The organism is Streptomyces sp. NPDC051172 (genome assembly GCF_040682555.1).
Lineage (GTDB): Bacteria > Actinomycetota > Actinomycetes > Streptomycetales > Streptomycetaceae > Streptomyces.
In genome coordinates, this window is the sequence record NZ_JBFBBE010000028.1 from 87,006 (window position 1) to 105,815 (window position 18,810).

The following is an 18,810-nucleotide window of genomic DNA, read 5'->3' on the forward strand; positions in this document are numbered from 1 at the left end:
AGCGAAGGGCGCCCGGTGGTCACCGGGCGCCCTTCGCGTGCCACTGCTCAGTTCTGGTTCAGCTCGAACCAGACCACCTTCCCGGTGCTCAGCCGCGTCGCCCCCCACCGCCGGGCCAGCCTGTTCACCAGGTACAGCCCGCGACCGCCCTCGTCCGTAGCCCGTGCCTGCCGCAGCCGCGGCAGCTGAGGTACGTCGTCGCCGACCTCGCAGCGCAGCACATCCGTCCGCAGCAGTCGCAGCGTGATCGGCCTGGACGCGTACCGCACGGCGTTGGTGACGACCTCGCTGACGAGGAGTTCCACGGAGTCGCTGAGGTCCTCCATGCCCCAGCGGGACAGTGCGCGCCGGGCCAGCCGGCGGGCGCGGCCGGGTGCTGCGTCCTCCGGCTCCAGGAACCAGTACGCCACGTCGCTCGGCGCGATCCCGTCGAAGCGGGCGGCGAGCAGCGCGATGTCGTCGTCCCGGTCGCCCGGGCCGAGCATGTCGAGCACCTCGTCGCAGAGTGCTTCCAGGGGCGGCGGATGGTCGGGTCCGGTCAGCTGTGCGGTCGCGGCGAGCTTCTCGCGCAGCTGCTCTATGCCCGTCCACACGTCCCGCAGCCGGGACTCGACCAGGCCGTCGGTGTACAGGAGCAGCGTCGCCCCGGCGGGTGCGTCCAGCTCCACGGCCTCGAAGTCGACGCCGCCCACACCGATCGGCGCACCCGGCGGCACCCGCAGCACCTCGGCGCGGCCGCCCAGGTGCAGCAGGACCGGCGGCGGATGGCCGGCGTTGGCGATGGTGATGCGGTGCGAGACGGGGTCGTAGACGGCGTAGAGGCAGGTCGCCATGCGGTCGGTGCCCAGACGCTGGGCCTGTTCGTCGAGGTGGTGCAGGACCTCCTGCGGAGGCAGGTCGAGGCCGGCCAGGGTCTGGGCCGTGGTCCGCAGCTGGCCCATGATGGCCGCGGACGTCATGGAGTGACCCATCACGTCACCCACCACCAGCGCGACACGGCTGCCGGGCAGCGGGATGGCGTCGTACCAGTCGCCGCCGACGCGCGCCGTCTCCGCGGCCGGCAGATAACGGGACGCCAGCCGTACGCCGGTGGGCCGCGGGAGGGTCTCCGGCAGCATGGTGCGCTGCAGCTCGTCGGCGATGTAGGCCTCGCGCCCGTAGAGCACCGCCTTGTCGATGCCGAGGGCGCTGTGCGTGGCGAGCTGGGCGGCGACCAGGAGGTCGTCCGCCTCGAAGGCCATGCGCTCCGGGCGGCGCAGGAAGAGCGCGGCGCCGATCACCCGGCGGCGGCCGCGCAGCGGGGCCAGGATCGCGCGCTGTCCGCCGGGCACGGCGAACTCCCCTCCCTCGCCCAGGAGTTCGGGCAGGGCGGCACGGGCGGCGGGTGCGTCCGTGAAGACCGGGCGGACCCCGCGCAGCACCTCGGCGAGCGCGCTGCCCGGTCGTACCTCGCACAGTTCGGCGCCGACCGCGTCGAGCCCCGTCATCTCCGGCGGCTCCGGCTGCAGGGCGGGCGAGAAGCCGCCCTCGGTGTCCCGCTCGGCGGGGATCCGGTCGGTGCGCCGCAGACGCAGCACGAGCGGGCCGGTGGGCCGCTCGTCGCCGACGGGCAGCGGGTCGCGCAGATAGACGAGGATCGCGTCGGAGAAGGTCGGCACGGTGGCCCGGCACAGACCCATGACGATCTCGTCGAGGTCGATGCCGCGGGCGATCCGCCGGGTCGCGGCGCCGACGAACCGCAGCCGGTCGCCGTCCCGCCGCATCGGCGTGGGCTGCCCGGGCGTCGTCGTTCCCTGCCCGGTACGGCGCTCCTGGGCGCCGGCCCCCTGCGGCCGGTCCTGCGTGCCGTCCGGCTGGTCCGGGATGGTCTCGGGCACGGGGCGCGGGCGGTGCGTGCCGGGTTCCACGGCTTCTGCGGCGGCGGGCTGCGAGTGCTCGGGGCCGGTGGTGTCGGAGGGGGGCGAGACCGGGTCCTTTCCCTGGCTTCCTTTGCTGCACGGCGTGGCCGTACCCGGCGTCGACGGGGTCTCCCCGGTGCGCGCCTGTGCGGGTAAAGCGGCCGTGGGGGAGGGCGTCTGGGTGTGCAGGAGCGCCCCGCGGGGGTCCGCGGGGTCGGCGCCCGGCTGCGGGCGCTCGAAGGACATGGGGTGCTCCGTCACGCGTGTCGAATCCGTCCGTCCGGGGCTGCGCATTGCGAGCGCAGTTGGTCCCGCAGGAATCCCGATACCCGGAATACGTGTCCCCGGAACGGAATTCCCGCGTGGTCAGAGGCTGTTGTCGTGCCACCAGAGAACCGTTCACCGGCCGTTCCGGTGTTGCCCTCGTACCCCTCGCTCACGTCCTGCCGCCCCTCGGTGACGATCGGTCAAGCCCAGCGCATGCTCCGGCAGTTGCCACTGCACCTTGCGGAGGACGATCCTACGGTTGTGGACCGGGGGCGCATCAAGAGTCTCACGTGGACGCATGCGCGGGCGTACGGTCCCAGTCCTCCGGCAAAGACGGTACAGCCCAGGACGGGTCCGGGCGCCAGTGCTGCCAGCCGTCGCTGAACGGCGGGCCCCAGGCGCGGATCACCTCCACCGCGGACCGGCCCGCCCTGCGCACCTGTTCGGCGGCCGACGCGTCCATCAGCCCGTCCTGCTGGGCCTGCGCGAACTCGTCCTCGTCACGCCAGTGCCAACTGCGGTCCGGGTGCACCGAGATGTCCAGGAAGTGGTCCTCGGAGTCGACCCCGCCGTCCCAACGCACCAGCGGAGATTCCAGATTCACGTACCAGTTCTTGAACTGCCAGCCCGGCTCCCAGAACAGCCACACCGACCAGGGCTCACCGGGGCGGGCCAGCTTCAGGACTCCGGTGCCGAACCAGTGGTCGAGCTGGACGGTACGGGGCTTGGTGTAGCGGGACTGGAGGGGTTCGACGTGCACCGGGGTGCCGTCGGCGAGGACGGGTCGCACGCACTCGGTGCCGGGTGCCAGCCAGACGGCGAGCAGTTCGTCGTCGTCCCGGACGACGGTGACGGGGCGTGCGATGTGGAAGCGCTCGCCGGCGTTCTCCCGGTAGCGCCACAGGACCTGGGTCCCGGGGGTCCAGAACCCCCTCCGCACCGCCGCAGCCGCGTCCGCTTCCACTCTCATCGCTCCACCCTCTGCCATGCACAGATATTAGGTGCCCCAGGCATACGACGCTGCGGCGCGCGTCACGGTTCGCGACGGTGCGACGAATGGTTACGGATGTGTCATCCGCAGGACATCCAGGGCCTCGTCGAGCTGCTCCGCCGTGAGGTCGCCGCGCTCCACGTACCCGCTCTCCAGGACGACTTGGCGGATCGTCTTCTGCTCCGCGAGGGCCTTCTTGGCGACCTTGGAGGCCTCCTCGTAGCCGATGTACTTGTTGAGCGGAGTGACCACGGAGGGCGAGGACTCGGCGTACTCGCGGGCCCGTTCCCGGTTCGCGGTGATCCCGTCCACGGTGCGGTCGGCGAGCAGCCGGGAGACGTTGGCGAGCAGCCGGACCGACTCCAGGACGTTCTTGGCGATGACCGGCAGCATCACATTGAGCTCGAAGTTGCCGGCGGCTCCGGCGGCGGCGACGGTGGCGTCGTTGCCGGTGACCTGGGCGGCGACCATGAGCGCGGCCTCCGGGATGACCGGGTTGACCTTGCCGGGCATGATCGACGAGCCGGGCTGGAGGTCGGGCAGGGTGATCTCGGCGAGGCCGGTCCGCGGCCCGGACGCCATCCACCGCAGATCGTTGGCGATCTTGGTCAGCCCGACGGCGACCGTCCGCAGCTGTCCGCTGGTCTCGACGATCCCGTCCCGTGCTCCCTGCGCCTCGAAGTGGTTGCGCGCCTCGGTGAGCGGGAGCCCCGTGACGCGGGCGACCTCCTCGATGACGGCGGCGGAGAAACCGGGCGGGGTGTTGATCCCGGTGCCGACCGCCGTCCCGCCCAGGGGCAGCTCGGCGAGGCGGGGGAGCGCGGCGTGCAGCCGCTCGACGCCGTAACGGATCTGGGCCGCGTAGCCGCCGAACTCCTGTCCCAGGGTCACGGGCGTGGCATCCATCAGATGCGTCCGCCCGGACTTCACGACGTCGGCGAACTCCTCCGACTTGCGGGTGAGGGCGTCGGCGAGGTGTTCCAGGGCGGGGATCAGGTCGTGGGTGACGGCGGCGGTGGCGGCGATGTGGATGGAGGACGGGAAGACGTCGTTGGACGACTGGGAGGCGTTCACATGGTCGTTGGGGTGTACGTCCCTGCCGAGCCGCTCGGTCGCGAGGGTGGCGACGACCTCGTTGGTGTTCATGTTCGACGAGGTGCCGGAACCGGTCTGGAAGACATCGATCGGGAAGTGCTCGTCCCAGTCGCCCCGGGCCACCTCCTCGGCTGCTTCCTGGATCGCCTCGGCGATGTCCTTGTCGAGCACCCCCAGCCGCGCGTTCACCTTCGCCGCGGCGCCCTTGATCCGGGCCAGGGCCTCGATGTGGGCGCGCTCGATGCGCTGGCCGGAGATCGGGAAGTTCTCGACGGCACGCTGTGTCTGGGCCCGCCACTTGGCGTCGGCGGGGACGCGGACCTCGCCCATGGAGTCGTGCTCGATGCGGTAGTCGTCGCTCATGCCTGTATAGCGATCGGAGAGCCGCGGATGTTCCGACCTCGGGCCGGCCGGGTGCTGTCCCGCGGGCCGGTGTCCTCGTCAGCGGCCCGGCATGCCGAACCGGCCGGTGCACACGGGCTTTTCGGCCACCTCGGCGCAGGCCTGGGCCCCGCGCGGGTCCGGCGCGGCCAGCATCGGGCTGCTGAATCCGTCCGACTTGTCGCCCTGGTACTCCGCGGACAGTTCGTCCTGGTCCGACCTGATCCAGATCTCCCGCGCGCCGCCGGTCCGGGTGCGCAGCTCGGACCAGACCGTGGCGCAGGACGGCGAGAACCGCAGCAGCACCACCTCGGCGGCCCTGGCGACCGTGCTCTCGGTGCGCGCGTCCCGGGCACAGGTCTCGGAGGTGGGTAGTTCCCCCTGGCAGTCGCTCCCGTGGCAGGAGGCGGCCGTCCTGGGTGCCGCTGTGTGGCCGGGGTCCAGGACGTCCGCGGCGGCCGCGGTGACGGCCACGGTGGCGGCCATGGTGGCGAGGGCGACGACGGCGCGGCTGGGCCGCGGGATGCGGCGGCGCCGTACGGCGACGGGCGGCACGGACGGGTCCGGCTGCCGCTTCGCGACGGTCGCCCCGTCGGCCTGCGCCCGTGCGGCGGAGTCCCAGAGGGTGAGGAGGGGGCCGGGGTCGGTGTCGGCGAGCCGCGCGAGCGCCACGACGGCGGCCCGGGGCGGGAACTGATCGCCGTTCAGATAGCGGTGCCAGGTCGACTTGCTGAACGGGGTGACGCCGGCCAGTGCGGCCAGGCTCAGTCCCGTCCGCTGCTTGAGGGCACGCAGCCGCTCCGTCAGGAGCCGCCCGTCGTCCTGCGACGCGTCGGGCAGCGGCTGCCTCTGGACCGTCACGTGGCTCTCCATCTCGCTCCCTCGCCATGCCGGGGTGACCGCCCTGATGTGTTCCCGGCGGCGGCGCCCGGCCATACCGCGATCACCGGAATATGAAGGGGAGTTGACTGAGTTGACCTGCGATTACGCCGAGTGGGGGTGTGATCGGCGGATTACCGGACGGCATCTCCCGGCGGGCTTGTGCGGCCCGCCGGGAGGTACCGGGGATCACGACCGGTGCGGTCGAGGGGGCGTCAGCACCAGCGGACGGTGCCGAGGTTGTGCACGTAGCGGGCGGAGACCCAGCCCCCGTGGTGGGCGAGCCGGTACCAGCGGTGGTTGCCGCGGACGCCGGAACCCCGCACCTTGCAGGTGATGGCCACGCTGGAACCCACCGCCCGCGAGCCGACGACGCGGTAGCCGGTGCCCGGCCCGGAGCGGACGTTCAGCGGCAGACGGTGGGTGGCGACGTAGCCCCGGGTGTGGTTCCTGACGATGTGCCGGACGCTGTGGATGTGGCGGTGGTGGTTGTGGTGGCGCGCGGCACGGCCCTTCGCGTGGTGGCGGCCGTGGTGGCACTTCGGCGCCTTGGGTGCCTTCGGCTTGGCGGGCAGTGTGGACGGCGTGGGGGCCGGCTGCCACGCGGGCACGGAGATCTGTGGGGGAGTGGAGTTCAGCGCGTGGGCCTGCTGCGGGGCCGGCCCGGCGGAGGCGACGGCCGCCACCGGGAAGACGGCGACGACCGCGAACGCGGCCACAAGGCCGCTGCGCAGTGAGCGTCGGATCATGGGTTGTCCCTCCGAGATGACCTGCGGATCACGGGCTGTGATCCAGTCAGCACGGAGCGTTTCCGGCGAAGTTCCCAAAGATGCCGTCCCACCCGTTCCTGGGACGAACTGGGACGCCCCCCAGCCATTCAGCGAAGCACTACGCACATGCCACCGCCGTCCCGGGACACCACGCCGCCACCTGTCACACCGGTCTGCGGGACGGGTGGGGGCGGCGGGGGCGAGACTCGGTCCCCGCCGCGCCACGAGGGTCTAGGCCAGGCCGGGACCCCGTACCGGAATGGACGTGAACGTCGGCTGCGGGGCCGGGTCCTGGAAGAAGTCGTTGCCCTTGTCGTCCACCACGATGAACGCCGGGAAGTCCTCGACCTCGATCTTCCAGACCGCCTCCATCCCGAGCTCCTCGTACTCGACGACCTCGACCTTCTTGATGCAGTCCTGGGCGAGCCGGGCGGCCGGCCCGCCGATGGAGCCGAGGTAGAAGCCTCCGTGCGCGTCGCACGCGTCGGTGACCTGCTTGCTGCGGTTGCCCTTGGCGAGCATCACCTTGGAGCCGCCCGCCGCCTGGAACTGCTCGACGTAGCTGTCCATGCGGCCGGCCGTGGTCGGGCCGAAGGAGCCGGACGCGTAGCCCTCCGGGGTCTTCGCCGGGCCCGCGTAGTACACCGGGTGGTCCTTCAGGTACTGCGGCATCTCCTCGCCCGCGTCCAGCCGCTCCTTGATCTTGGCGTGCGCGATGTCGCGGGCCACGACCAGCGGACCGGTGAGCGAGAGCCGGGTCTTGACCGGGTACTTCGTCAGCTCGGCGAGGATCGACTCCATCGGCTGGTTCAGGTCGATCCTGACGACGTCCGAGGACTCGTCGAGGTGCTCCTCCGTCGTCTCCGGCAGGAACCGCGCCGGGTCCGTCTCCAGCTGCTCCAGGAAGACACCCTCCGCCGTGATCTTCGCGACCGCCTGGCGGTCGGCCGAGCAGGACACGGCGATCGCGACGGGGCACGAGGCGCCGTGCCGCGGCAGCCGCACCACACGCACGTCGTGGCAGAAGTACTTGCCGCCGAACTGCGCACCGATCCCGATCTTCTGCGTCAGCTCGAAGACCTTCTGCTCCAGGTCCTTGTCGCGGAAACCGTGCCCGAGCTCCGAGCCCTCCGCCGGGATCTCGTCCAGGTAGTGCGCGGAGGCGTACTTCGCGGTCTTCAGCGCGTACTCGGCGGACGTACCGCCCACCACGATCGCCAGGTGGTACGGCGGGCAGGCGGCCGTACCCAGCGAACGGATCTTCTCCTCCAGGAACTTCATCATGGAGGCCTCGTTCAGGACGGCCTTCGTCTCCTGGTACAGGAACGACTTGTTGGCCGAGCCACCGCCCTTCGCCATGAACAGGAACTTGTACGCGCCCCCGTCCGTGGCGTACAGCTCGATCTGCGCCGGCAGGTTGGAGCCGGTGTTCTTCTCGTCCCACATGGTCAGCGGGGCCATCTGCGAGTACCGCAGGTTGAGGTTGAGGTACGCGTCGTAGATGCCCTTCGACAGCGCCGCCTCGTCGCCGCCCTCGGTGAGGACGTTCTGTCCGCGCTTGCCCATGACGATCGCCGTGCCGGTGTCCTGGCACATGGGGAGCACGCCCGCGGCCGCGATGTTGGCGTTCTTCAGCAGGTCCAGCGCCACGAACTTGTCGTTGCCCGACGCCTCGGGGTCGTCGATGATGCGCCGCAGCTGGGCCAGGTGCGCGGGCCGCAGGTAGTGCTGGATGTCGTGGATGGCCTCCTCGGCGAGCTTGCGCAGCGCCTCCGGCTCCACCTTGAGGAACGTCCGCCCGTCGGCCTCGAAGGTGGACACACCTTCGGAGGTCACCAGCCGGTACGGGGTGGTGTCCTCTCCCATGGGGAGCAGATCGGTGTACGCGAACTCAGGCATCTCAGCCCATTCCTCACTCGGCAGACGGCGCCCGCCGTCGTTGGCGGGCGCTCACCAGCGTAGAACCTGCCGCTGACACCGGGCTTGTGAGGTAAGGCTCAGTTCGAGAGCCGTATGGGTTTTCCACAGGTCCCGTTGAGGGGTAGTCGCGATCTATCGCGTTTCGGTACGCTGCTGTCGTGGACCTTCAGAAGAGCGACCGACACCAGGACACGGCACCGCGGGTTTCCGAACTGCGCGCCTCGGACGCCGACCGTGACCGCATCGCCGACCTCCTGCGCGACGCCCTCGCCGAGGGCCGCCTGACCGCCGACGAGCACGCCGAGCGCGTCGAGGGCGTGCTCGCCGCCAAGACGGTCGGCGAACTGGAGGTCTTCATACGGGACCTGCCCGCGGCCCACCAGCATCGCGCTGCCCCCGCCTTCGCCGCCGCCCCGAACCGCCCCACGGTGGGCGCGATCCCGGCCGACCCCGACGACAACGTGGTGGCGGTGTTCAGCAGCGCCGTCCGCAAGGGCCGCTGGCGCGCGGGGCGCCGTATCCATGCGTACGCGATCTTCGGCAGCGTGGAGATAGATCTCAGCGAGGCCCTCTTCGAGTACCAGCAGGTCGCGATCAGGACGTTCTCGTTCTGCGGCAGCGTCGAGGTCCGCGTCCCGGAGAACGTGTCACTGCGCGGCACCGGCGGCGGAGTGCTCGGCAGCTTCGAAGTGGACAACCTCGACTCGACCGAAGCGAACGCCCCGGTGGTCTACGTCGACGGCTGGGCCGTGCTGGGCAGCGTCGAGGCGCGGCCGAAGCGGGGCAAACTCGTCGCGGACATCCTCGACCGCGTCCAGCACAAGGTCGACAAGAGTTTGCGCAAACACCTGAATCGTTGACGGTTGTTAATTCGGGCGCGCCGGCGGGGTATTGGTCCACCCGCGGTCGCGCGCCCGAGGCGCTCGCGAGCACGCGGAATCCAGCGGTTCGGAACTCAGTGCATAGGCTCGCGCACAGCGGGTAGGCCTTGCTGCATCGTCGCTCGCTCGCGAAGCCGTCGTCAGGAGTAGACCGTGCTGCAACCGCCGCATTCGTCCCTGCAGGTAGCTGCCGTTCCGGCCCAGCGGGTGCCAGTGCGGGACAGGGACCAAGACGCCCCATGGCACACCGAGGCGGTGTGCCGGCGCGATGAGGCCGGCCTGTTCTTCGCACCTTCCAAGGAACCCACCGCTGCCCGGCTCTCCCGCGAGGAGGCGGCCAAGCGCGTCTGCGCCCGCTGTCCCGTCATGGTCGAGTGCCGCGAGCACGCGCTGCTGCAACCGGAGCCCTACGGCGTCTGGGGCGGCCTCACCGCCGCCGAACGCCGGGTGGTCCTGGCTCGCAGGCGCCGCCGCGAGATGGAACTCAAGAAGACGGCACGCGCGCAGGGCCGCATAGCGGCAGCGGGCTGACCGCCCGGCGCACACACACCGATGGGGCGCCCCCACCGCACCGGGGGCGCCCCATCGCTGTCACAGCTGGAGGGCGGGTACTGCACTTCCCTAGGGGCGCGAGGAACTGCGCGGCAAGCCACAACGGACCCGCACCCGCCAACGCACCAAGGTCCCCGAGCTATTTGGCGCGATCGAAATCAATCGCGCTGTAGGCGCGCAACTTGCTCAGCCGATGCTCGGAGTTGATCTGCCGCACCGTCCCCGACTTCGACCGCATGACGATCGACTCGGTGGTGGCGGTCTCCGACCGATACCGAACCCCTCGCAGCAACTCCCCGTCCGTGATCCCGGTCGCCACGAAGAACACGTTCTCACCGGCGACAAGGTCGTCCGTGGTGAGCACCCGATCGAGATCGTGCCCGGCCTCGATCGCCCGAGCCCGCTCCTCGTCGTCCTTGGGCCACAGCTTGCCCTGGATCGTCCCGCCCAGACACTTCACGGCGCACGCGGAGATGATCCCCTCCGGCGTACCACCGATCCCGAGCAGCATGTCGACGCCGGTGCCCTCGCGCAGCGCGTAGATCGACCCGGCGACATCACCGTCGGAGATCAGCTTGATGCGCGCACCGGCCTCCCGGATCTCCTTGATGATCCCGTCGTGCCGCGGCCGGTCGAGGATCACCACCGTCACGTCCTCGGGCGTGGAGCGCTTGGCCTTGGCGACGCGGCGGATGTTCACGGACACCGGCGCGTCGATGTCGACGAAGTCGGCGGCCTCGGGCCCGGTGACCAGCTTGTCCATGTAGAAGACGGCGGACGGGTCGAACATCGACCCGCGGTCCGCGGCCGCCAGCACGGCGATCGCGTTCGGCATGCCCTTGGCCGTCAGGGTGGTGCCGTCGATCGGATCGACGGCGATGTCGCACTCCGGCCCGGTCCCGTCACCGACGTGCTCGCCGTTGAAGAGCATCGGGGCCTCGTCCTTCTCGCCCTCGCCGATGACGACCACGCCGTTCATCGACACGGTGGAGACGAGGGTCCGCATGGCGCGCACCGCGGCACCGTCGGCGCCGTTCTTGTCGCCCCGCCCGACCCAGCGGCCCGCGGCCATCGCGGCGGCTTCGGTCACCCGGACGAGTTCGAGGGCGAGGTTGCGGTCGGGGGCTTCGCTGGGGACTTCGAGCTCGGACGGCAAGTGGTGATGCTCGGTCATCGAGGCGCACCTTTCTGATACGACGACGGCCGGATGAGGGTTCGACCCTCGACTCTATCCTCAGTCCGACAAAATGAGCAGGGGGCCCCACGGATGAGCGAGCCGGGCACCTGCGACGATAGGGGGCGTGGCAGGTTCGAACGGCAAGCAGAAGACGGTCCGGGACATGGTTCTCTCCCTGGGCCTCATCGGTATCGCGGCGGCACTCATCTACGTTTTCATCCCGCACGACGACTCGCCTCCGGAACTCCCGCGGGTCGACTACCGCGTCGAACTGCTCACGGCGCGCCGCGCCGCCGCCTACCCGGTGGCCGCACCCGAGGGCCTGTCCAAGGACTGGAAGGCGACCTCGGTCCGCTTCCAGGGCGACCAGTTCGACGCCTGGCACCTGGGCTTCCACACGCCCGACGGCCAGTACGTGCAGATCGAGCAGTCGACTCAGAAGCCGTCGACGTTCATCGATCAGGCGACCCAGGGGTCGAACGCGACGAAGGCCACCGAGGAGATCGCCGGCCGCACCTGGACCCGCTACACCGGCGGCCGCTACGACGCCCTCGTGCTCCCAGGCAAGGGCGCCACGACGGTGGTCGCGGGCACGGGCTCGTTCCAGCAGCTGACGGAGATGGCGCAGGCGCTGAAACTCGCGTAGTCGCCTGCGCACGAGACGCGCACGAGACCCGTACGAGACACGAGACCCGCACGGGGCAGGCCCCCGGCTTCGTAGCCGGGGGCCTCTTCGTCGTGCGGGGTCGCTCGGACCGTCGTCCGCTCAGACCGTCGTGACGACCTGGTCGTACTCGAGGCGCGGGGAGCGCGGGAACCAGGCGTCCTCGCCCGGCTTGCCGATGTTGACGACCATCAGGGGGGTGTGGTCGTCGTCCAGGAACTCCTTCTGGACGCCCGCGAAGTCGAGGCCGGTCATCGGGCCGGCGGCGAGACCGGCGGCGCGGACGCCGATGATGAAGTACGCGGCCTGCAGCGCGGCGTTCAGGCCGGCGGCACCCTCGCGGGCCGGGCGCTCGGAGAAGAAGACGTCCTTGGCGGCCGGGAAGTGCGGGAAGAGGGTCGGCAGCTCCTCGTGGAACTCGTTGTCCGCGGAGAGGATCGCGACCAGCGGCGCGGTGGCCGTCTTGGGCTGGTTGCCCTCGGCCATGTGCTTCACCAGGCGCTCACGGGCCTCGGCGGAGCGGACCAGGGTGACGCGCAGCGGCGACTGGTTGAAGGCGGTCGGTCCGTACTTGACCAGGTCGTAGATCGCCTGGATCTGCTCGTCGGTCACCGGCTCGTCGGTGAAGGTGTTCGCGGTACGGGCCTCGCGGAAGAGCAGGTCCTGGGCGGCGGGGTCAAGAACGAGAGACATGCGGGCACTTCCTCGGGGTGGCGCCGGGATCCGATCCGGACCGTGGTCCGGATCTACTGACGAGACCGACGGTACGCGAATGAAGGTTCAAGGTTCAACAATAATCGGGGTGTGGTGATCCGCTTCACAGCAGACCGCCGCCGCCCCTTGTCGTGCGCTACTCGCCGTCGGCCTCTTCCGCGGCCTCTTCCTCCGCGAGGGCCGCGTCCAGCCGGGCGCGTGCCCCGTCCAGCCAGCGTCGGCACACCTTGGCCAGCTCCTCGCCCCGCTCCCAGAGCGCCAGGGACTCCTCCAGCGTCGTACCGCCCGCCTCGAGGCGTCGTACGACCTCGATCAGCTCGTCCCGTGCCTGCTCGTAGCCGAGCGCCTCATCCACCTTGCTGGTCATCCGCCCACCCTATGCATCGACTCGAACCGTGCCGTGTTCCCCGTGTCTCAGCGTTCTCGGTCGGCCCGGACCACCGTGAACTCGCCCTCGGCCACTCGCGCCCGCAGTGTCTCGTCCGCCCCCACCTCGTCCGGGGCGCGGACGACATGCCCGTCGGGCTTCTGCAGCACGGCGTAACCGCGCTTCAGGGTGGCGGCGGGGGAGAGGGCCACCACGCGCGCGTGCGTGTGCGTCAGCTCGGAGGCGGCGCGGTCGAGGAGATGCCCGACGGTGCGCCGCGAACGGTCGACCAGAGAGGCGACATGATCGGCCCGCTCGTCGACCATCCGGTGCGGATCCTGTATCGAGGGCCGGGCGAGCGCCTGGGCGAGCCCGCGCTCCTCCCGCTCGACGAGCGCCTCGACGCACCGCCGCGCCCGGTTGCGCAGCTGCTGCACCCGCTCGTACTCCTCTCCGACATCCGGTACGACCTTCTTGGCGGCGTCGGTGGGGGTGGAGGCCCGCAGGTCGGCGACGTAGTCGAGGAGTGGTGTGTCGGGCTCGTGCCCGATCGCCGACACCACGGGCGTACGGCACGCGGCGACGGCGCGCACGAGCTGCTCGTCGGAGAACGGAAGGAGGTCCTCCACGCTCCCGCCCCCGCGCGCGACGATGATGACGTCCACCTCGCCGGCCTCGTCGAGCTCCTTGACGGCCTGCACGACCTGCGGGACGGCGTGCACGCCCTGCACGGCGACGTTGCGCACCTCGAAGCGGACGGCGGGCCAGCGGTGCCGGGCGTTCTCCAGGACGTCCCGCTCTGCGGCCGAGGCGCGGCCGCAGACCAGCCCGATGAGCTGTGGCAGGAACGGCAGGGCCTTCTTCCGCTCGGGAGCGAACAGCCCCTCGGCGGCGAGGGACTTCTTCAACTGCTCCAGCCGCGCGAGGAGTTCCCCGACCCCCACGGGCCTTATCTCGGCGGCCCGAAGGGACAGCTGCCCCCGCGGCGCATACCACTCGGGCTTCGCGAGTACGACGACCCGCGCCCCCTCGCTCACCACCTCGGCGACGGCGTCGAAGACCTGCCGGTAACAGGTGACGCTGATCGAGATGTCGTACGACGGATCCCGCAGGGTCAGAAACACCACCCCGGCGCCGGGCCGCCGCGAGAGCTGAGTGATCTGCCCCTCGACCCACACGGCCCCCAGCCGGTCGATCCACCCACCGATGAGCCGCGACACCTCACCGACGGGCAGGGGCGCTTCCGCGGATGTGTTGAGAGCCATGCGGCGAGCGTAACGGCCACGACCGACAACGCCGGGCAGTGCCTTTCAGCCCGTCTCGGGGCACCCCCTCTGGGGGAGTTCGAGGGCGGGGCCGTTCAGGCCGAAAGCGGGCGTTTGGGGGCGGCGGCCCCAGGGACGGTGCGGCGACGCGATCTTTGCCCGCCGAACGCGGCCTTACGATGGATCGCATGACTGCTTCGCCTGGCCGCCGTGTCCTGCTCGCCGCCCCCCGGGGCTACTGCGCGGGTGTGGACCGCGCCGTGATCGCCGTCGAGAAAGCCCTGGAGCAGTACGGGGCTCCGATCTATGTCCGGCACGAGATCGTGCACAACAAGTACGTCGTGCAGACCCTGGAGAAGAAGGGTGCCGTCTTCGTGGAGCGCACGGAGGAGGTCCCCGAGGGGAACATCGTGATGTTCTCCGCACACGGCGTGGCCCCGGTCGTCCACGAAGAGGCCGAGCGCGGCAAGCTCGCCACCATCGACGCCACCTGCCCGCTCGTCACCAAGGTCCACAAGGAAGCCGTCCGCTTCGCCAACGAGGACTACGACATCCTCCTGATCGGGCACGAGGGCCACGAGGAGGTCATCGGCACCTCGGGCGAGGCCCCCGAGCACATCCAGCTCGTCGACGGGCCGGGGGACGTCGCCAAGGTCGAGGTCCGCGACCCGTCCAAGGTCGTCTGGCTGTCCCAGACCACCCTCTCCGTCGACGAGACCATGGAGACCGTCGACGCACTGCAGGAGAAGTTCCCGCAGCTGATCTCCCCGCCCAGCGACGACATCTGCTACGCCACGCAGAACCGCCAGCTCGCGGTGAAGCAGATGGGCGCCGAGGCCGAGCTGGTGATCGTCGTCGGCTCCCGCAACTCCTCCAACTCCAAGCGGCTCGTCGAGGTCGCCAAGCTCGCGGGCTCCCGCGAGGCCTACCTGGTGGACTTCGCCGACGAGATCGACGAGGCCTGGCTGGAGGGCGTGTCCACGGTCGGCGTCACCTCCGGAGCCTCCGTCCCCGAGGTCCTGGTCGAGCAGGTCCTGGAGTGGCTCGCGCAGCGCGGCTTCGAGGACGTCGAGATCGTCAAGGCGGCCGAGGAGTCCATCACGTTCTCGCTGCCCAAGGAGCTCCGCCGCGACCTGCGCGAGGAGGCGGCGGCGCTGATCGCGGAGCGAACCGGCACCTCGCCGGAGTGACTGTCAGTCCTCCGTCGTAACGTAGAGCCATGCAGATCTTCGGTGTGGACATCGGTGGATCCGGGATCAAGGGCGCCCCTGTGGACCTGGACAAGGGCGACCTGGCGGAGGTGCGCTGCAAGGTGCTCACTCCGTACCCGGCGACGCCCGACGGCGTGGCGGACGGCGTGAAGCAGGTCGTCGACCACTTCGGCTGGACCGGCCCGGTCGGCCTCACCTTCCCCGGCGTGGTCACCGGCGGATCCACCATCCGTACGGCGGCCAACGTCGACAAGAGCTGGATCGACACGGACGCGGGCGCGTTGTTCGGCTCCCGCCTGGGCGGCCTGCCGGTGACGGTGGTCAACGACGCGGATGCGGCGGGCGTCGCCGAGATGCACTTCGGCGCGGGCCGCGGCCGCCGGGGCACGGTCATCCTGCTGACCTTCGGCACCGGCATCGGCAGTGCCCTGTTCGTCGACGGCACCCTGGTGCCCAACACCGAGCTGGGCCACCTGGAGCTGCACGGCCACGACGCGGAGAAGCGCGCCTCCAGCAAGGCCAAGGAGGACGGCGAGCTGACCTGGGAGCACTGGGCGCACCGTGTCACGAAGTACCTCGCCCATGTCGAGATGCTCTTCTCGCCCGACCTGTTCATCATCGGCGGCGGCGTCAGCCGTAAGTCCGAGAAGTTCCTGCACTTCATCGAGGGCATCAAGGCGGAGATCGTCCCGGCGCAGCTGCAGAACAACGCAGGCATCGTCGGCGCGGCGATGCACGCCGCGGAGAGTTGGGGCCGGGCTTCGGTCAGGCCCTAGTACCGGGGCGGTCGGCGGCCGCCGGTGCGCCGGTGGTGCATCAGCGCGGCCTTCCGCCCGGTGACGATCAGGCCCGCGACGAGGGTTCCCCCGTACAGCCACCCGGCCTGGGTGGCCAGTGCGGTCACCAGGCCCATCAGCCGGCCCAGCAGCCCGCCGCTGCTGTCGGCCACCGGGAGCAGGCCCGCCGCGAAGGCGATCGGTACGACGACGGGGGCGGTCGCCAGGTCGCTCTTGCGCACCCAGACCGCGGTCAGCAGGCACACCGGCAGGAACAGCACGCCGTACAGGGTCAGCGACGCCCCGAACAGCAGCTGGTCGAGACAGCCGAGCGTGAACATCACCGCCCCGCTGAACAGTCCGCTGCCCAGCCCGGTCAGCCGCGGGTTGGGCAGCCGCCGTACCGCCTCGGCCGGCGGCGGACCGGGCTGCCGCGCCGCCGGGCGGGGGGCGGGACGGCGCTTTCCGGCAGATCGCGCACCACCGCCCGCACCCCCACCGCTTCCGCCGCGCTTCGCCTGCGGGGGCAGCGGGGGCGTGCCGCGTCGTGCTCCGTTGTGCGGTGGTCCCGACCCGTGTTGCTCCACCGGACCAACTTAGGTCGGTTTATGTGTGCAATCGCCCCTCAGACACGCCGAGGGGCGGAGCCTGGCCACGCGTTCGACGGGGCGCCGGGGCGCCGACCGGTACGCCGTAGACTGGTGGATCGGCCCGCCCGTGCACCGAAGAAGGACCGGGCCCACCGCCCCAGTCCCCTGATGTCTCTCACGTACGGGAAGTCGCAACGTGTCGCTCACGATCGGAATCGTCGGTCTGCCGAATGTCGGCAAGTCGACCCTGTTCAACGCCCTGACCAAGAACGACGTGCTCGCGGCCAACTACCCGTTCGCCACGATCGAGCCCAACGTGGGCGTCGTCGGCGTCCCCGATGCCCGGCTGACGAAACTGGCCGAAATCTTTTCTTCGCAGCGCATCCTCCCGGCGACCGTCGACTTCGTGGACATCGCGGGCATCGTGAAGGGCGCGTCCGAGGGCGAGGGCCTGGGCAACAAGTTCCTCGCGAACATCCGCGAGTCCGACGCGATCTGCCAGGTCATCCGCGCGTTCAAGGACGAGAACGTCGTGCATGTCGACGGCAAGGTCTCGCCGAAGGACGACATCGAGACGATCAACACCGAGCTGATCCTCGCCGACCTCCAGACCATCGAGAAGGTCCTGCCCCGGCTCCAGAAGGAGTCGCGGATCAAGAAGGACGTCGCGCCCAAGGTCAAGGCGGTCGAGGAAGCCAAGGAAATCCTGGACAAGGGCGTCACGCTGTTCTCGGCGGGCATCGTCCAGGGCTCCGGCAACGAGGAGCTCCTCCACGACCTCCACCTCCTGACCACGAAGCCCTTCCTCTACGTCTTCAACGTCGACGAGGACGAGCTGGTCGACGAGGACTTCAAGGCCGAGCAGCGCGCCCTGGTCGCCCCCGCCGAGGCGATCTTCCTGAACGCCAAGCTCGAAGCGGACCTCGCCGAGCTCGACGAGGCGGACGCCATGGAGCTCCTGGAGTCCGTCGGCGCCGAGGAGCCGGGCCTCACCACCCTCGCCCGCGTGGGCTTCAACACCCTCGGCCTGCAGACCTACCTCACGGCCGGCCCCAAGGAATCCCGCGCCTGGACCATCAAGAAGGGCGCCACCGCCCCCGAGGCCGCCGGTGTCATCCACACCGACTTCCAGAAGGGCTTCATCAAGGCGGAGGTCATCTCCTTCGAGGACCTGGTGGAGACGGGCTCGGTCGCCGAGGCCCGCGCCAAGGGCAAGGCGCGGATGGAGGGCAAGGACTACGTGATGCAGGACGGGGACGTGGTGGAGTTCCGCTTCAACGTGTAGCGGCCGACATATCACCACGTCGCTGATCTGGCAAACATGCAGGTCAGGTAGGGTCCGACTCTTCGGGGTCGGGCCCTTGGTTTTTTCCCGTGCTGGGATGGTGCTGGGATAGCTGACCCCTCGTCACCTGTCGTCATCCCTGGTCATCCGTACCGTGCTGGGATGGTGCTGGGATGGGATGGGAACGCCCGTGCTGGGTTTCGGGCTTGAGTCGCCAGATGCGAGGCCGGGCGGGAGAGGTGCCATCCGCACACCTTCTTCACGCCTCTGGGGTTTCATGGGGATCCGGGCCGTGGCGCTTTTCCTACTCGTTTGACACACTGAGGGTATGGCTGAGGCGACGTACAGCATCGGAGAAGGGCCGGCGACGCGGGTGAGCCTCTCGTTGCCCGAAGGGACCGCGGAGGCGATCCGGGCGCGGGTGGGTAAGCGGGAGTTCTCCGCGTTCATCGCTGCGGCGGTCGAGCGTGAGCTGCGCGGCCAGGTTCTTGACGAGTATCTGGCGGACTACGAGAGCCGTAAGGGGCCGGTCTCCGAGCAGGCTCGTCAGCGGGCACGGCAGGTCTTCGACGAGGTGTTCGCCGAGGAGGGGGAGTGGCCCGCCGCAAGCTGAGTCACGAAGGGACGTTGGTCCTCGACAGTGAGGGGCTCTCGAAGCTGCTTGCCGACGACGAGCAGGTGGTGGCGCTGGTCACCGAGGCGCGCTCGCGCGGCATGGAGGTCGTGATCAGTGCGCTCACCATCATCGAGGCCGTCCACGCCCGTACGAACAAGTCCCGCTTGAGCTGGGTGCTCTCCGGGCTGCGCGTGGTCCCGGTCGGAGACGAGGAGGCGAGGGCGGCCTCGAAGCTACTGATGGATGCCGGTTTGCACGGGCACAAGTACGCGATCGATGCGGCGGTTGCCGAGGCCGCGCTTCGGCAGCACCGCCCGGTGGTCATGTTGACCTCCGATATCGACGACATGATCAAGCTTTGCGGAGATCGGGTCCGACTCGTGGCGGTGTGATTTCTCTTGGTCCGCAACGGAGTGCTGAGGTTGAACTCGTAGTGGCGGGGGAGGAACTGACGTTTCGTGATCGTTGCGGTATGCCGGAGTCATGAGGTATGCGCAGGGAGGCGGGCTGA

General features: G+C 70.1%; 19 protein-coding genes. 8 read left to right on the plus strand and 11 right to left on the minus strand.

Going from position 1 to position 18,810, the window contains the following annotated elements; all coding sequences use genetic code 11:
- Window positions 1-47: 47 nt before the first annotated feature.
- The 6 genes from AB0N07_RS19215 to AB0N07_RS19240 all read right to left on the minus strand — a co-directional run bounded on the left by AB0N07_RS19215 (window position 48) and on the right by AB0N07_RS19240 (window position 8,180).
- Window positions 48-2,144: a SpoIIE family protein phosphatase gene (locus tag AB0N07_RS19215; protein WP_365836440.1), complete on the minus strand. Its 2,097-nt coding sequence runs from the start codon at window positions 2,142-2,144 to the stop codon at window positions 48-50.
- 307 nt (window positions 2,145-2,451) lie between these two features.
- Complete coding sequence (locus AB0N07_RS19220) at window positions 2,452-3,135, minus strand: DUF402 domain-containing protein (protein ID WP_365836442.1); 684 nt, start codon at window positions 3,133-3,135, stop codon at window positions 2,452-2,454.
- Between the two features lie 90 nt (window positions 3,136-3,225).
- The gene (locus AB0N07_RS19225; protein ID WP_365836444.1) at window positions 3,226-4,614 is read right to left on the minus strand and encodes a class II fumarate hydratase; all 1,389 of its coding nucleotides are present in this window, start codon (window positions 4,612-4,614) and stop codon (window positions 3,226-3,228) included.
- Between the two features lie 78 nt (window positions 4,615-4,692).
- The gene (locus AB0N07_RS19230) at window positions 4,693-5,493 is read right to left on the minus strand and encodes a DUF2690 domain-containing protein (RefSeq protein ID WP_365836446.1); all 801 of its coding nucleotides are present in this window, start codon (window positions 5,491-5,493) and stop codon (window positions 4,693-4,695) included.
- Between the two features lie 233 nt (window positions 5,494-5,726).
- The gene (locus tag AB0N07_RS19235; RefSeq protein WP_365836448.1) at window positions 5,727-6,260 is read right to left on the minus strand and encodes an SH3 domain-containing protein; all 534 of its coding nucleotides are present in this window, start codon (window positions 6,258-6,260) and stop codon (window positions 5,727-5,729) included.
- 252 nt (window positions 6,261-6,512) lie between these two features.
- Window positions 6,513-8,180 carry a fumarate hydratase gene (locus AB0N07_RS19240; protein WP_365836450.1) on the minus strand — a complete coding sequence of 556 codons (1,668 nt, stop codon included), beginning with the start codon at window positions 8,178-8,180 and terminating at the stop codon, window positions 6,513-6,515.
- 179 nt (window positions 8,181-8,359) lie between these two features.
- Between AB0N07_RS19240 and AB0N07_RS19245 the strand changes: the two genes are divergently transcribed.
- Window positions 8,360-9,061: a DUF1707 domain-containing protein gene (locus AB0N07_RS19245; protein WP_365836452.1), complete on the plus strand. Its 702-nt coding sequence runs from the start codon at window positions 8,360-8,362 to the stop codon at window positions 9,059-9,061.
- Between the two features lie 174 nt (window positions 9,062-9,235).
- On the plus strand, window positions 9,236-9,613 hold the full coding sequence (locus AB0N07_RS19250) for a WhiB family transcriptional regulator (RefSeq protein ID WP_115906155.1): 378 nt from the start codon (window positions 9,236-9,238) through the stop codon (window positions 9,611-9,613).
- A 160-nt stretch (window positions 9,614-9,773) separates the two neighbouring features.
- Here AB0N07_RS19250 and glpX read toward each other — a convergent pair whose 3' ends face one another.
- Window positions 9,774-10,808 carry a class II fructose-bisphosphatase gene (gene glpX / locus AB0N07_RS19255; protein ID WP_365836455.1) on the minus strand — a complete coding sequence of 345 codons (1,035 nt, stop codon included), beginning with the start codon at window positions 10,806-10,808 and terminating at the stop codon, window positions 9,774-9,776.
- Window positions 10,809-10,935: 127 nt separating this feature from the next.
- On the opposite strand from glpX, the gene AB0N07_RS19260 reads away from it, so the two are divergent.
- Window positions 10,936-11,457: a DUF4245 domain-containing protein gene (locus AB0N07_RS19260; RefSeq protein ID WP_365836457.1), complete on the plus strand. Its 522-nt coding sequence runs from the start codon at window positions 10,936-10,938 to the stop codon at window positions 11,455-11,457.
- Window positions 11,458-11,577: 120 nt separating this feature from the next.
- On the opposite strand, the gene AB0N07_RS19265 is transcribed toward AB0N07_RS19260, so the two are convergent.
- The 3 genes from AB0N07_RS19265 to xseA all read right to left on the minus strand — a co-directional run bounded on the left by AB0N07_RS19265 (window position 11,578) and on the right by xseA (window position 13,821).
- The gene (locus AB0N07_RS19265; RefSeq protein WP_365836459.1) at window positions 11,578-12,168 is read right to left on the minus strand and encodes a malonic semialdehyde reductase; all 591 of its coding nucleotides are present in this window, start codon (window positions 12,166-12,168) and stop codon (window positions 11,578-11,580) included.
- Window positions 12,169-12,325: 157 nt separating this feature from the next.
- Window positions 12,326-12,556, minus strand: a complete 231-nt coding sequence (locus tag AB0N07_RS19270) for an exodeoxyribonuclease VII small subunit (RefSeq protein ID WP_266959600.1) — start codon at window positions 12,554-12,556, stop codon at window positions 12,326-12,328.
- 47 nt (window positions 12,557-12,603) lie between these two features.
- Window positions 12,604-13,821: an exodeoxyribonuclease VII large subunit gene (gene xseA / locus AB0N07_RS19275; RefSeq protein ID WP_365836461.1), complete on the minus strand. Its 1,218-nt coding sequence runs from the start codon at window positions 13,819-13,821 to the stop codon at window positions 12,604-12,606.
- Window positions 13,822-14,000: 179 nt separating this feature from the next.
- Between xseA and AB0N07_RS19280 the strand changes: the two genes are divergently transcribed.
- Both AB0N07_RS19280 and ppgK read left to right on the plus strand, forming a co-directional pair.
- On the plus strand, window positions 14,001-15,011 hold the full coding sequence (locus tag AB0N07_RS19280; RefSeq protein ID WP_030929504.1) for a 4-hydroxy-3-methylbut-2-enyl diphosphate reductase: 1,011 nt from the start codon (window positions 14,001-14,003) through the stop codon (window positions 15,009-15,011).
- Window positions 15,012-15,040: 29 nt separating this feature from the next.
- On the plus strand, window positions 15,041-15,808 hold the full coding sequence (ppgK, locus tag AB0N07_RS19285; protein ID WP_365836463.1) for a polyphosphate--glucose phosphotransferase: 768 nt from the start codon (window positions 15,041-15,043) through the stop codon (window positions 15,806-15,808).
- On the opposite strand, the gene AB0N07_RS19290 is transcribed toward ppgK, so the two are convergent.
- Complete coding sequence (locus tag AB0N07_RS19290) at window positions 15,805-16,395, minus strand: DUF6542 domain-containing protein (RefSeq protein WP_365836465.1); 591 nt, start codon at window positions 16,393-16,395, stop codon at window positions 15,805-15,807. The two genes, ppgK and AB0N07_RS19290, sit on opposite strands and share 4 nt — an antisense overlap.
- Window positions 16,396-16,594: 199 nt before the next feature.
- Between AB0N07_RS19290 and ychF the strand changes: the two genes are divergently transcribed.
- The 3 genes from ychF to AB0N07_RS19305 all read left to right on the plus strand — a co-directional run bounded on the left by ychF (window position 16,595) and on the right by AB0N07_RS19305 (window position 18,691).
- The gene (ychF, locus tag AB0N07_RS19295; RefSeq protein ID WP_365836467.1) at window positions 16,595-17,683 is read left to right on the plus strand and encodes a redox-regulated ATPase YchF; all 1,089 of its coding nucleotides are present in this window, start codon (window positions 16,595-16,597) and stop codon (window positions 17,681-17,683) included.
- Between the two features lie 328 nt (window positions 17,684-18,011).
- On the plus strand, window positions 18,012-18,296 hold the full coding sequence (locus tag AB0N07_RS19300; protein ID WP_365836469.1) for a hypothetical protein: 285 nt from the start codon (window positions 18,012-18,014) through the stop codon (window positions 18,294-18,296).
- Window positions 18,278-18,691: a DNA-binding protein gene (locus AB0N07_RS19305; protein WP_365836471.1), complete on the plus strand. Its 414-nt coding sequence runs from the start codon at window positions 18,278-18,280 to the stop codon at window positions 18,689-18,691. The genes AB0N07_RS19300 and AB0N07_RS19305 overlap by 19 nt, the downstream gene beginning before the upstream one ends.
- Window positions 18,692-18,810: the final 119 nt, after the last annotated feature.